This window comes from Clostridium sp. LS, assembly GCF_002760435.1.
Lineage (GTDB): Bacteria > Bacillota > Clostridia > Clostridiales > Clostridiaceae > Clostridium.
On the sequence record NZ_AUUU01000046.1, the window covers coordinates 18,322 to 33,195 of the forward strand.

The 14,874-nt window shown below is 30.9% G+C and carries 11 protein-coding genes; 1 reads left to right on the forward strand and 10 read right to left on the reverse strand.

Annotated elements, in window-relative coordinates:
* Positions 1–13: 13 nt before the first annotated feature.
* The 5 genes from urtC to COL3_RS11780 form a co-directional block, all read right to left on the reverse strand.
* The gene (gene urtC, locus COL3_RS11760; protein WP_008423970.1) at positions 14–1,090 is read right to left on the reverse strand and encodes an urea ABC transporter permease subunit UrtC; all 1,077 of its coding nucleotides are present in this window, start codon (positions 1,088–1,090) and stop codon (positions 14–16) included.
* A gap of 17 nt (positions 1,091–1,107) precedes the next feature.
* Positions 1,108–2,016 (reverse strand): urea ABC transporter permease subunit UrtB, encoded by a 909-nt coding sequence (gene urtB / locus COL3_RS11765; protein WP_008423969.1) that lies wholly within the window; start codon positions 2,014–2,016, stop codon positions 1,108–1,110.
* A gap of 162 nt (positions 2,017–2,178) precedes the next feature.
* Positions 2,179–3,438 carry an urea ABC transporter substrate-binding protein gene (gene urtA / locus COL3_RS11770; protein ID WP_008423968.1) on the reverse strand — a complete coding sequence of 420 codons (1,260 nt, stop codon included), beginning with the start codon at positions 3,436–3,438 and terminating at the stop codon, positions 2,179–2,181.
* A gap of 308 nt (positions 3,439–3,746) precedes the next feature.
* The gene (locus COL3_RS11775; protein WP_008423967.1) at positions 3,747–4,790 is read right to left on the reverse strand and encodes a response regulator; all 1,044 of its coding nucleotides are present in this window, start codon (positions 4,788–4,790) and stop codon (positions 3,747–3,749) included.
* Positions 4,783–7,416, reverse strand: a complete 2,634-nt coding sequence (locus COL3_RS11780; RefSeq protein WP_008423965.1) for an ATP-binding protein — start codon at positions 7,414–7,416, stop codon at positions 4,783–4,785. The genes COL3_RS11775 and COL3_RS11780 overlap by 8 nt, the downstream gene beginning before the upstream one ends.
* A 168-nt stretch (positions 7,417–7,584) precedes the next feature.
* Between COL3_RS11780 and COL3_RS11785 the strand changes: the two genes are divergently transcribed.
* The gene (locus COL3_RS11785; protein WP_008423963.1) at positions 7,585–8,664 is read left to right on the forward strand and encodes a response regulator; all 1,080 of its coding nucleotides are present in this window, start codon (positions 7,585–7,587) and stop codon (positions 8,662–8,664) included.
* A gap of 249 nt (positions 8,665–8,913) precedes the next feature.
* On the opposite strand, the gene COL3_RS11790 is transcribed toward COL3_RS11785, so the two are convergent.
* The 5 genes from COL3_RS11790 to COL3_RS11810 form a co-directional block, all read right to left on the reverse strand.
* A complete protein-coding gene (locus tag COL3_RS11790; protein ID WP_008423962.1) occupies positions 8,914–10,383 on the reverse strand; it encodes an aldehyde dehydrogenase family protein in 1,470 nt (489 codons plus the stop codon).
* Positions 10,384–10,410: 27 nt separating this feature from the next.
* Positions 10,411–11,442 carry an ABC transporter substrate-binding protein gene (locus COL3_RS11795; RefSeq protein ID WP_008423960.1) on the reverse strand — a complete coding sequence of 344 codons (1,032 nt, stop codon included), beginning with the start codon at positions 11,440–11,442 and terminating at the stop codon, positions 10,411–10,413.
* Positions 11,443–11,541: 99 nt separating this feature from the next.
* Positions 11,542–12,192, reverse strand: a complete 651-nt coding sequence (locus tag COL3_RS11800) for a cyclase family protein (protein ID WP_008423958.1) — start codon at positions 12,190–12,192, stop codon at positions 11,542–11,544.
* 47 nt (positions 12,193–12,239) lie between these two features.
* A complete protein-coding gene (locus COL3_RS11805) occupies positions 12,240–13,373 on the reverse strand; it encodes an iron-containing alcohol dehydrogenase (RefSeq protein WP_008423956.1) in 1,134 nt (377 codons plus the stop codon).
* 94 nt (positions 13,374–13,467) lie between these two features.
* The gene (locus tag COL3_RS11810; RefSeq protein ID WP_008423954.1) at positions 13,468–14,835 is read right to left on the reverse strand and encodes an aspartate aminotransferase family protein; all 1,368 of its coding nucleotides are present in this window, start codon (positions 14,833–14,835) and stop codon (positions 13,468–13,470) included.
* Between the last annotated feature and the right edge of the window lie 39 nt (positions 14,836–14,874).

Consider the following 14,874-nt stretch of genomic DNA (forward strand, 5'->3'; position numbering starts at 1 on the left):
ATTACTTCCTCCTCTATACAGTAATAGGCTGCTCTTGTTCTTGTTTCTTTTTTCTTAACTTCTTTTTTAACTTTGTAGATACATCCTTTAAAGAAATAATTCCTCCTGGAAGCCAAAGAATTACAACTACAAATACGACTCCTATAAAATATGACCAAATATCAGGGAAATTCTCACTTACTATTGTTTTTATACCATTAATAGATAATGCTCCTATAATAGGTCCAACTAATGTTCCCTTTCCTCCAATAGCAACCCAGATAATCATTTCTACCGATGGAGTTACTCCTACTTCTGCTGGTGATATAATGCCAACCTGAGTAACATATAAAGCTCCGGCAATTCCAGCAATAAAAGCTGATAATGCATATACAAAAACTTTATAGTTAGCTGGATTATATCCTGTAAATCTCGCTCTATTCTCACCATCTCGAATTGCAATAAATATTTTACCTACTCTTCGGTTAATTAAAAACTTACAAAGAATAAAAATTGCAGCTAAAAATATTAATGTTATATAAAAGAGTACAAACTTTGTTAAATTTGAATTAATATTTCTTCCAAATATAGTTGAGAAATTTGTTAGACCATTTGATCCTCCTGTATAAGACTGCATTCCAATTAACAGCACAGATAATATCATTGCTAATGCTTGTGAAAGTATTGAAAAATATACACCTTTAATGCGGTTAACAAAAGTTAAATATCCGATTATAACAGCAAGAATCACAGGTACTACAGCTATAGCTGTCATACTAAATGCCGCATTTGAAAAAGGCTTCCAAAAGAAAGGTAATTTTTCTACTCCGCTCCATTGCATAAAATCAGGTAATCCTCCATGCGCTGCCTCTAATTTTAAGTACATTGCCATACAATATGCCCCAATTCCAAAATAAACACCATGTCCAAGACTTAGTATTCCTGTATATCCCCAAATCATATCAAGCCCTATAGCTACAATTGCAAAGCACATATATTTTCCTAATAAGTTAATACGAAACATTGTCATATATATGGGTGCTGTTGCTAGAAATATAAATATAATAATTGCTATGATTGTTTTCCAATCAAGTTTTTTGCTTAGTATCATATTCTTCACCTCCATTTTTAATCATCAAGAGCTCTAGTATTTACTGTAAAGATCCCTTTAGGTTTAAATTGAAGAACAATTATAACACAGATAAATACTATTACTTTTCCCATAGATGCATCTGTTAGAAACTCAAATGCTGTGCCCCCAATTCCAATAAAGGAAGAACCTATAATTGTTCCTATAATGCTTCCTACCCCGCCAACAACTACTGTCATAAATGTATCTACAATATAGTTTGTACCAAGTGTTGGTCCAATAGCTCCAATCCATGAAAGTGCACATCCTGCAATACCTGCAAGACCTGATCCAATAGCAAAAGTTCCTGCATCGATCAGTTTTGTATTAACCCCTAAACTTGCAGCCATATTTCTATTTTGCATAACTGCTCTGATATTTCTGCCTTGTCTTGTTTTATACATCCATAAGTAAACTCCTACTAAACATGTAATTGCAATTGCCAATATAAATAAGCGTTTATAAGGAAGTATTATGACACTAGTAATCTTTAAATTATTCTCAAGAAAAGTTGGTGCTTTAACTCCAACATTAGGAGATCCAAATATAGTTCTTGCAAGCTGTTGAAGAATTAAACTTATTCCCCAAGTTACTAATAAACTATCTGCAGCTTTACTATATAAATGACGAATAATTAATCTTTCTAATATTAATCCAAATGCTCCTGCAATAACAAATGAAGCAATAATTGCTACTAAACAATATAAATTAAAATAATTTTCTGATACGTATTTTTGAAATATAATTTGTACAACGTAAGTAGTATAGGCACCAATCATAATAAATTCACCATGTGCCATATTAATCACTCCCATAAGACCAAATGTGATAGCAAGTCCAATTGCCGCTAAGAGTAAAATTGAGCTTACACTTATACCATTAAATAATTGCATTATTAATATTTCCATTTTTACCACTCCTTCTACATGATGAATATTACTTACCTCACTTTTCTTACAAAATTCCTTAATTTATGTTGAAGTATTATTTTTTTACGATATATTTAATACATAATATTAGTGTTTATGGAGAGAGCTTCCTGGTTTTAGAAGCTCTCATAAGTTTAAGTATTATTTTGCATTAGCAGATAACCCTTGAGCCCAGTCATATCCTTTTAAATATGGATCTGGTTTTACTGGCTGATCTGTACTCCAAACTTCATCAATAAGACCATTAGAATTTACTTTACCAATTCTAACAGGCTTGTATAGGTGTTGATTATCTCCATCAATAGTAACTTTTCCTTCTGGTGCGTCAAAGCTTATTCCAGCTGCGGCTTTCTTTACTGCATCTACATCAATTGATCCTGCTTTTTTAACTGCTGCTGCCCATAAGTAAACTGCATTATAACCAGCTTCTATTGGGTCATCTGTAACTCTGTCTTGTCCATATTCCGCTTTATAAGCTTCTACAAATTTCTTGTTTTGTTCAGTTTGAGTTGTTTGATAATAATTCCAGGCAACTAAGTGTCCCTCCATATAAGATGCTCCTATGCCAGCTACTTCTTCTTCTGCAACAGATACAGAACAAGTTTGTACTTGATCAGGTGTTAATCCTGAATCTTTAAATTGTTTAAAGAATGCTACATTTGAATCGCCATTTAAAGTATTAAATACGAAATCTGGTTTTGTATCTTTTATCTTATTTATGATAGTTGTGTAATCAGTGTATCCCATTGGCGTATATTCCTCACCAACTATTTCTGCACCAAGTGATTTTGCTTGTGCTTTTATAATTGCATTAGCTGTTCTTGGAAATACATAATCAGAACCTACTAAAAAGATTTTTTTACCTCTATTTTTTACTAAATACTCAATCGCAGGAACAATTTGTTGATTTGGAGCTGCACCTGTGTAGAAAATATTTGGAGATGATTCTTGACCTTCATATTGTACTGGATACCATAACAATCCCTTGTTACTTTCAAATACTGGTAATACAGCTTTTCTACTTGCAGAAGTCCAACAGCCAAATACTGTAGCAACATTATCTTTTGTCAATAATTTTTGTGCTTTTTCTGCAAAAGTAGCTGGATCTGAAGCTCCATCTTCAACTACTGTTTCTATCTGTTTTCCTAGAACACCGCCTGATGCATTTATTTCTTTGATTGCAAGAAGCTCAGCATCTCTTACGGAAGTTTCACTCATTGCCATTGTCCCACTTAATGAATGGAGAATACCTACTTTAATTGTTTCACCACTGCTTGCAGATGCTGAATTATTTTTGTCTGATCCCTTATCTTCATTTAATGCACATCCAGCTACTCCGAATGCCATTGTTGCTGATAAAGCTACTGCTAGTAGTGTTCTTAATAATCTTTGTTTCTTCATACTATTATCCCCTTTTTATTTTTTTATTAAATAAAGGCGTCTAAAATTAAAAAGAATTTTAGACGCCTTTGCCATGCAAATTTTATTATCAATATAACTTAGGAATATAAAAAATAAGCTTTAAGACTTCTTTGCCTTGATTTTTCTAAAAATAAAAAGTGCTTTATATAAAAATCAATTTTTATATAAAGCACCATTGCTTCTAAATATTCCGTTCAGTTATTTAACTTGATATTATCATACTTTATTTAGGCTCGAAAAAAAACCTAATAATTCAGATATTTTCCTATACTTTTCCGTTCTTTCAGTTATACAATCAGTTGTTTCCTATACTGCATTGGTGTAAGTCCAACATTATTTTTAAATAGTTTTGAAAAATAATCTACTGTAGAATAACCTAAAAATTCACTTATTTCGTATACTTTCATATTACTATCTTGTAGCATTTTCTTTGCATATTGAATTTTTACTTTGGTACAGTATTCTCCCAGAGTCATGCCTAATTTACTACGGAATAATTTTCCCATATAATCTTTACTTAACCCTACCTCTGACGATACTACATCTAATATCTTATCATTGCTTATATGTTCAACTATAATTGAACATATCTTATTAATTACGCTGTCATACTTATTTAATTCATATTGTTTTACAATAGACTGCAAGCTTTCCACCAAAACCTCTACCTCGAACGTAAATTGTCCATCTTGTGAAATCACTTTGAAATCTTCTATATAAGTAATCCAAGGAAAAGTATTACATATTCTATTCCAAATTTCATGTAATATTATATTATTAATCAACTTTGGATATATTTCATTTTTCTCGGGGAATAACTCTTCTAATTCTCTATAAAACTCCCCTATTAATTGGCTTTTGCTTCTTTCATAATGGATTATATGATTATACCATTGCTGTATTTTTGCCTCTGAAATAGAATCATCAGAAATTATTTTCTTTGTTTCTTTTTCATTTTCTAAAAGCAGCTTTTCAGTTCTAAAAAGAGCTTTTGATAAATCTTCTTCTGAAAATGGTTTTACTATATAATCTATTGCACCTAATTGTAACCCTTTTTTAGCATATTCAAAATCACTATATGTACTTGATAAGATAACTGCCGTTTTATCTCCATTTTCTCTCATGATTTTAATTAATTCTAAGCCGTCTATTATTGGCATTCTTATATCTGTAATAATTAAATCAAAGGTTTCCTTTTCTAAAATTTCTAGTGCTTCTTTGCCATTTCTAGCCTGACTTTTAATTTTAAAATTACTATTATTCCATAATTTAAATTTTGATGCTATAAAGCCTATACATTCATCATCATCTACAAAAAGAATCTCATACATTGCTATTATCCCCTATTTCATTTAATATATAATACGCTTTGTCCAAATCATATTTTTCAATATATTCTTGCAGTTCTTTGAATAAATTTTTACTAAAGTTCTTCCTAAATAAATCTTTGCTAGATTCAAAAATATTAACTGCTTCAATGTCACTAAATTTTAAGTATTTCATAAATTCATTAAGAACTTCGTTAAAACTTTTATTTGAATCTAAATCAATATCTGTTTCCTCTTTACTAAAGGACACTTTTTCTAATAAAATCCTTATGGCTTCTATTGTTTTATCAAAGTTATCTATAAACTCTTCTATATGTAAATTTATTTTACTGCCTGAATATTGTTCAGATTTTAATTCTTCTTCTAGTTCTATTATACTTTTTCTTACTATATTCCCCCCAATGCTGCCACAGACTCCTTTTAACATATGCAATTGTTCTTTTACATTTTGATAATCTTCTGTTTCAATGAAATGTTTCAAAATATTCACTTCATCTTTATGCTTTTCTATAAAGGAGCTTAAAAGTTCAAAATATAATTCTTCATTGCCATTTAAGTTTTTTATAACACTGCCTGCCATAAGATACTTACTATCATATTCTTTGGCTGCTTTATTTACTGATTCATTTATTATTTCTATTTTATCATTTTCAAAATATTTTCTTAAAATCCTAATAATATGATCTAAATTTAAAGGTTTAGTTATAAAATCATCCATTCCAGCTTCTTTTGCTCTTTTAACTGAGTTATTTTCAGCATCTGCTGTCAATGCAATTATATACGTAAATCTATTTTCTTCTAATTTTCTAATCGCTCTAGCTGTTTTATATCCATCCATTCCAGACATTCTGATATCCATAAAAATAACATCGAATTTTATCTTTCTAGACAGTTCAATTGCTTTCTGACCGCTTTTAGCAACAGTCACCCTTAAGCCTAAAGATCTGAGCATTTCCTTTTCTACCGCTTGATTAATCTCATTATCTTCCACTAGAAGTATCTGCTTTCCTTTAAATTTCATATTTTTTTCTGAGTTAATTTTTTTATCTTCTAATACAGCTTCTTTTTCTCCAATTTCAAAATTTACTTCAATAGTAAATTTTGAACCTTTACCATAAACACTATCAACTGTAATCTTCCCATTAAATAAGTCTATTATTTTTTTACATATAGAAAGACCAAGTCCAGTACCTCCATATTTTCTTGTAATGGATACATCTGATTGCTCAAAGGCCTCAAAAATTCTTTTCTTGTCTTCTTCTAATATACCTATTCCAGTATCTTCAATCTCAAAAGTTAATTTTACTTTATTTACTTCCATCGTAGCTGATGAAACTTTTACAGTAACTCCACCTTTACTAGTAAACTTAATAGCATTAGATATGATATTGTTTAGGACTTGATTTAATTTTAAGGAATCCCCTTTAACATAGCGTGGTACATCTTTATCAATATCAAATTTTAGATAAAGACCTTTATTTAAAGCAGTATATGAAAATATCTGATTTTCCTCTTCTAAAAATTCGTCTAAATCAAAAGATATGTTTTCTAATTGCATCTTGTTATTTTCTAACTTAGAAAAATCAAGAATGTTATTAATAATCTGTAATAATCCCTTTGCTGCCAACTTACTGTTTTTAATATATTGCCTTTGCTCTGAATTAAGCGAAGTTTCTTCTAATAAATATTCATATCCCATAATTATATTAAGTGGAGTTCTTATTTCATGGCTCATACTGGCTAAAAATTGACTTTTAGCTTTATTTGCTTCCAATAAACTTCTATATAAGTCATTAAATTTTTCCGCAAACAAGTATAATTCCTTTGAACCTTGTGGCTCTAACATAGCTTCAGCATTATTGAAACTTCCATCCTTTAGTTTTTTTGTATAGTTTTGAATAGGAAAAATAAAAAATACATAAGAAATAACCAAAACCAAACATACTAAAATTAAGCTTAAAAAAAGTAATATTATCTGCACAATAAGTGCATGAGTGGTTCTTTCTCTATTTTGATTAAGCTCATCTTCTAATCTTGCATTCATAGTCTCATTAAATTTATCAATTGCATCTGTAATTATTTTTTTATTTATAGTATACTCTTCTCCTAATATAAGCTGTCTGGCCTTTTCTAACTTTTCCTCATTGCTCAATCCCCTATCTACTACATTCAACTTATATTGTCGAACTTCCTTAGGTAAGTTTTCTTCATCTATGTTCATAGTATCTAATACAAGACGCATAGATTTTATTTCAGAATCCATTAAAAAATCAGAATAATCCTTTGCAAGGTAAATCAACCGTTCTTCAGACTCGGGTAAATTCAAAGAAGATAAAGCTTCAATAACTTTTTCTCTATTTCTATCAATCTTTACTTCCTTCCAATAATTATTTAAATGTTCTATATCTTTAGTAACTGCAAATTTTCTAACTTCTTCTGTCAAATCATCTGATGCTGTATCTAGTATACTACCCATGGTTTGATATTGTGTTTTCCTTTTCTCTGTTTCTTGTTCAGCTTGTACACTGGAGCGTATGTATGTAAAACTGTCAATAATCAAAAATACAATAAAACAAAAGGCTATAGAAATAATAATATTTATATTTTTCTGGCTTACGGAATATTTCATAATAGTGCACCTCTTACTGTTTACTGTTAGGAACATAGAAGAAAATAATAGATATGGCCTATTGGTCTATTATTTTTTTGATTGTACCTTATCTTTGCAAGCAAATAATTCTCTGATATAATCTATAATAAATTTAATCTATTGTCCAAATTTAGAAAGGAGTAGAATATGAGTTCAAAAAACAATATCAATATATTAATTGTTGATGATAGCCTAGAACATATTCGTATTGCTAGTTCTATACTTAAAAGTTTAAAATACCCCATTCGTGTAGCTAATAATGGTATGACAGCTTTAAAACTTATTAAAGAGCAAATTCCAACTTTAATTTTGCTGGATATTATAATGCCTAAAATAAATGGATTTGAAATATGTAATATTATAAAGAAAAATCCCCTTTATCAAGATATTGCAATAATCTTTATGACAGCAGATCAAGATGAAGAGAGTATTCAAAAAGGTTTTTCACTTGGAGCACAAGATTATGTTGTAAAGCCTTATAAATCTTCAGAATTAATAGCCCGCGTTAAAACTCATATTAAGCTTGCATCACAATCAAATGAATTAAAATCTGCCTATAAGGAGCTTGACCAATTTTGTCATACTGTTTCTCATGATTTAAAATCACCACTTAATGTTATTAAACAGCTTTCTAATCTTCTCAGCTTAGAATTAGGTAATACACTAACTGAAGATGCCCTAGAAATTATGAACAGAATTGATAATAAATCAAGTGAAATTATTCTTATGATTGAACGTTTGCTTGAATTTTCTAAAATGGGGCAATTAGAATGTAATTATACTGCTGTCGACCTTCACAGCCTCTTTAACGAAATAATGAATGAACTTACCTCTTTAGAAAAACCCAGCCGCAAAATCAAATTTAATCTTGGTAAATTACCAACTATTAATGGTGATAAAACTTTATTAAAGTTTTTAATACAAAATATTTTAAGCAACTCTTTAAAATTCTCTAACAAAAATGATATAACAATTATTAATGTCTTTTTAGATGATCGAAAAGATAGTTATGAAATTTCAATTCAAGATAACGGAGTTGGTTTTAATATGAAATATTCCAACAAACTGTTTCGCATATTTGAGCGGCTTCACTCAAAAGAAGAATTTGAAGGTTCAGGTGTAGGCCTAGCTATTGTTAAACGAATTATGGATCGTCACAATGGCGCTGTTTACATATGCAGTCAATTATATAAAGGTGTAACTGTTACTCTATCTTTTCCTAAATAATAAATAACAATGTAAATACATCCAAAATACAAAACTATTTTATTTGATAGTTTTGTTAAATATATTAAAATACAGATTTTATAATTTTATAAAATTATAAGCAAATAATTACTCCAAGTCAATATTATGGTATATAATGCCTAAAACAGATATATCAATTTTATATACTAAATTTGCTTAATAAAAACTAATAAAATATAAGTATAGATAAAATTTAACTCTTATCTATACTTATATAACATTTAATTACTAAAACCAGTAATTAGGCTTAGGGGCTAAATTAATACTAATCTGCTTTACTTCTGTATATTCTTCATAGCCGATTGTACCAAGTTCTCTACCTATACCACTTTGCTTGTATCCTCCCCATGGAGCTTCACAGTAAGCAGGCTGATAATTATTAACCCATGTAATCCCTGCTCTTAATTTTTTAATTACTCTCATAGCCTTTGTAATATCTTTGGTAAATACTGCTCCTGCAAGTCCATATTCCGAATCGTTGGCCAATCTTATAGAATCTTTTTCATCTGAAAATTTTTGTATTACAAGTACAGGGCCAAATATTTCTTCCTTGACTATCCTCATATCTGGGGTAGTATCCGCAAATATTGTAGGTTCAATAAAAAAGCCTTTATCCATGCCATTATCCACAATTCTATGTCCCCCACAAACTAATCTTGCACCTTCATTTATCCCTATTTCTATATATGATAAAACTTTTTCCATATGATCTCTACTAATTAAAAGCCCCATTTTTGTATCTCTATCTATTCCATTACCAACCTTTATTTTAGTTGCTCTTTGTTTTAACTTTTCTATGAATTCATCATAAATCGAGTCTTCTAAGAGCAGCCTGGAACCTGCTGCACAAACCTGACCTTGATTAAGAAAAATTCCATAAAGTGCGTAATCAAGAGCTAACTCCATATCAGCATCAGCAAATATAATATTAGGAGATTTTCCTCCTAATTCTAATGAAATATTTTTAATGTTTGCTGCTGCTGAACTCATAATCTTTCTTCCTGTTGAAGTACCACCTGTAAATGCAATCTTATCAATATCCATATTTGATGCAATTTCCTGTCCTACTTTTGAACCTGAACCTAAAACAATATTTACCACGCCTTTAGGAATACCCACTTCATGAAATATTTCAAACAGCTTTATCACACTCATTGGTGTAATCTCTGCTGGTTTAAATATAACAGTATTTCCAGCTGCAAGTGCTGGAGCAAGTTTCCACACTGCCATAAGCAAAGGAAAATTCCATGGAACAATCTGACCACATACACCAATAGGTTCTCTTATAACCATAGTTTGAACATTATCTTCAACATAAAATGTCTGACCACTTGGTTTATTAATGATTCCTGCATAATATCTTAAACAGTGTACAGAGTCACTTATATCATATCTTGATTCGTCCAAAGTCTTACCATTATTAATAGTTTCTATAAGAGCAAACTCTTCACTTCTTTTTTCAAGTAAATCAGCAGTTTTAAGTAAAAGTGCTGCACGTACATCCGGAGTAGTATCCATCCAACCATCTTCATAAAATGCTCTTTTAGCCGCCTTCACAGCTTCTTTAACATCTCTTTCATCACCTTCAGTACATATACCAATAATGTCTCCATTTGCTGGATTTATAATTTCACGAGTTTCTCCACTTATAGATGTGACCCATTCACCATCAATATACATTTTCATTAAATTCTCCATAGAATTATCCTCCTATATTTAACTTCCTTATTTTTTTCTTTCTTTAATTACTTCATCAACAATTGACCCATCAAGTAGTGGTGCTATATCCTTTGGTACATCATCAATTAGCCCAGCGCTTTTTAAGAATTCCGCATGCTCTTTTCCAGAATACTCAAGACTCATATTGTCATTAGAGTTTTCAAATGCTAAAGCATTATCATCTAATGTTGCAAGTTTTACTCCACTCATTAGTTTATTAAAATCATCAGCTGAAATTTTTGCTTCTTCTGCAACATATTTGACAAACTCATCATGATTTGTATTAAAATCTTCAATTCCATCGTACCAAGCATTAATGATTTTCTTAACGTCATCCCTTTTATTTTCTAGTGTCTCATTATTAACTGCCATTACAGCTGGTATTAATCCTGGAGTATCCTTTGTTGTATAAAGTAATTTTCCTCCATTTTCAACTGCAAGAGATAAAGATGGATCCCAAATTGCAGCTGCATCAACTTGTCCAGCAATAAATGCGTTACCTGCGTCACCTATAGTCATATTTGTAAGGTTAATGTCATCTTTTTTAAGTCCTTCTTTCTCAAGACACTTGTATAAGAACATTTGATCGACTGACCCAAACTCTGTTGCAACATTCTTACCTTTTAAATCTTTTAAAGAATTAATTCCATCTTTAACTACTATACCATCTGATCCAGCTGAATAATCTTCAACCATTGCTATTTTGAATTCGCTTCCATTTTTATATGGCGCTATTGTATCAGAATAAGATGCCATAAACATATCTATGTTACCAGATGCAAGTGCATTTATACCGTCTGAGTAAACTGGAAACATTTGAACCTCTGCCTTTACTCCATTTTTTTCAAAGAAACCTCTTTTTTCAACTCCATACCATACATAAGATCCTGGCCATTGAGTAATTCCTATTTTAATTATTTTTTCATCTGAAACCTGTGCAGTTGTATTATCTATTTTATTTGTATTGTTGTTTGCACCACATCCATATAAACCTAACAACATAAACATTGATACTAATATACTTACTATTTTTTTCATATATCTTCCTCCTTGCTTTAATACAACAAATTCATTACCTTTCTAATCTTAGAAATTCAGTACTATCTTAATTTTTTCTAGTATATGAAATATACGTATTTATTCACTCTCCATTGCAACTATTCTGACTGGTGAGCCATCACATCCAACTATATTCATTGGAAATGAAGCTATAATCACATTTTCAAAATCAATCTTATCAAAATATGCCATATTTTCTCCAATCATACAGTTACTCTTTGCAAATAAATCATGTACTGGAAATTCACTTCCTCCTGTTGCATCAGCATTAATTGTATCAATACATATAAATTTAACGCCTTTTTCTATTAAAAACTCTGCAACCTCAATTGAAATATACGGATGATCAAAATATTCATCAGTACCTACTTTCTTATACCAATTGGTATTGAAAAGAATAATATCATTCTCTTTTATCTTATCTCTGTATTTCTTAATATCTTTAAGTGTTATTTCTTCTCTTTTATTTTTATGCGTAACTTTAATAACAACAGCTTCTCCAAAAAACATCCTCAAATCCATCCTATCTATGGTATTTGCTCCATTAAGAAAATGATAGGGTGCATCTACATGACTCCCAGTCTGTGTTCCCATAATAATTCTAGATAAATTATATCCTTCTTTTTCAATGGTAGTTGCAACTGTTATATTGGGTTCAGGATCTCCAGGATAAATTGGAGTATTATTTGTTAATGGCCAAGATAAATCAACTATTTTTTTTACTCTCATAATTAAAATCCTCCATACAAAATCTAATAAGCTTCTTTATAAATTTTTTAATATAATGATTTTAAATACATTCTTTTTATATCCTCATGATTAAAAGTTACTGGATGATAATTTATACCTGCACTTGATACCTTAAAGCAATTTTCAACCATCCAATCCACATCATCTTCCTTTATTCCCTGCTTTGACAATGTAGTAGTTAAATCCAATCTTTCTAATAATTCTTTTATTTTTTCAACACAATCATTTTCATCTTTCCCGCCTAAACGTCTTGAAATGTCTGCAAATTTCTCTGGACACTCTTTTATACTTTCTTCAAAAACGACTGGTATAAGTGCTGCAAGCCCCTTTCCATGAACAATATTTCTTAGGCCGCTTGCTGGGTGCTCCATTCCATGTGGCAGCGTTACACCTGCAGTATTAATAGCCATGCCTCCAAATGTACTTGCTAAACTTATGGCATCCCACGCTTTTGGATCATCACTGCCTTCATACAATGGTACAAGGTATTTTCCTATTAATTCTATTCCCTGTAGACTAATCATATCTGAAATAGGCTGTGCAATTCTTGAAATGTAGGCTTCCATACAGTGACAAAGAGCATCAAAACCAACAGATGCTAAAATACTTTTTGGCATAGTCATCATGCATTCAGAATCTATAATAGAAGCACTTGCCACAATTGCATTGCAGCGAAGTGATTTCTTGTCTCCATTTCCACGATTTGTTAAAACAGCAAAACCATTTCCTTCACTACCGGTACCGCATGTTGTAGGAATCAGTATTATAGGAAGCGCCTCATCACTCTTCAATCTTCCAAAAATATAATCATTAATATCGCCATCATTTTTACATATAAAAGCTATTGCCTTTGCACAATCCATAATACTTCCGCCACCAAGACCTATAATTACATCACATTTCTTATTCTTTGCAATTTGCGCTCCTTCATATGCTGTTGTGGTTAATGGGTTTTGACTTACTTTATCAAAAACAATACAATATATATTTGCATTTTTTAGATATGTAATAGTACGATCTAATAAACCAGATTTTTTAGTACTACTATGTCCTGTTACAATCAACGCTTTACTCCCATATTTTGAAGCTATTTGGCCAACTTCATTTACCCTGCCACGTCCAAAAATCAAATTAACAGGTAAATTATAATCAAACTTCATTTTGTCATCTCCTTCTTGCATATCAATTCATAAACAAATCATGCCCAATGAGTAACCTAATACTAACTGAGCATCTTATATTACAATAGTATCCTTAACTTAATTTATCTAATGTTTCCTTTAGTGTTTCTTCAAATATTTCTAATCCTCTATCTAACTGTTCATCTGTAATACAAAGTGGTGCAAGGAATCTAATAACATTACCAGCAGATCCTGCATTTTCAATTAATAATCCTTTTTGAATAGCTGCTTGAACTAAATTATTAACCAATTCTGGATATGGTTCTTTATCCTTTTTATTTTTTACAAACTCAATTCCAATCATTGCGCCTAAACCACGAACGTCGCCTACAACTTCATACTTTTCCTTAAATCTCATATAAGTTTTCATTACTTTATCTGCAATTTTAGCAGCTTTTCCTGAAAAGTCTTCCTTCTTCATAATTTCCATTGTTTTTAATGCTGAAGCACATGCAAGTGGGTTTCCACAGAAAGTACCACCAATAGTTCCTGGAACTACAGAATCCATAATTTCTTCTCTTGCTGTAATCGCACTAATTGGCATACCTGCCCCCATAGATTTTGCAGTAGCAACAATATCCGGAGCTGCTCCAGCTTCAGCCCAATACTCTGATGCAAAATATTTTCCTGTTCTGCAATTACCACATTGAACTTCATCTGCAATCATCAAAATTCCATTTTCATCACAAATTTTCCGTACCGCCTTTACCCATTCAATTGGTGCAGGCACAAATCCGCCTTCTCCTTGAATTGGTTCGATAAGCATTGCTGCAACATCAGAAGCTGGAGTTGCTTCATCAAATATCTTTTTTAGTTTTTCTATATAGTAATTAATAGCTTCCTCTTCTGTATAGCCTTTAGGAGCACGGTAAAGATATGGAAATTCTGTTCTGTAAATACCGCTTGGGAAAGGTCCCATTCCAAGTGAATAAGCTTTTTTAGCTGTTAATGCCATAGTTAAATTAGTACGGCCATGAAATGCTCCTGAAAAACAAATTACATTTTGACGCTTAGTATAAGCCTTTGCAACTTTTATAGCATTTTCATCAGCCTCAGCACCACTATTAGCAAAAAAAGTCTTTTTCTTTGTTCCGCGGCAAGGCATTATCTCATTAAATTTTTCTGCAAGCTCTACATAACCCTCATGTACAACAACATTAAAAATTGTATGGAAATATTTTTCTGACTGCTCTTTTACAGCTTCTACTATTTCCGGTCTTGTATATCCAACATTTAAAACGCCAACACCTCCAATCCAGTCAATATACTTATTTCCGTCTAAGTCTTCTAAAATTGCGCCTTCTCCTCTTTTAATACAAATTGGATAAGTACTTCCACTTAATGCTTTAGGTATAGCTGCATTTCTACGATTTAATAACTCTTTTGATTTTGGTCCAGGTACAGAACCTGTAATGATTTTAGGTAATTCATCTCTTAACACGATTAAGACTTCCTTTCTATTCTATTACTATTCTTTTAT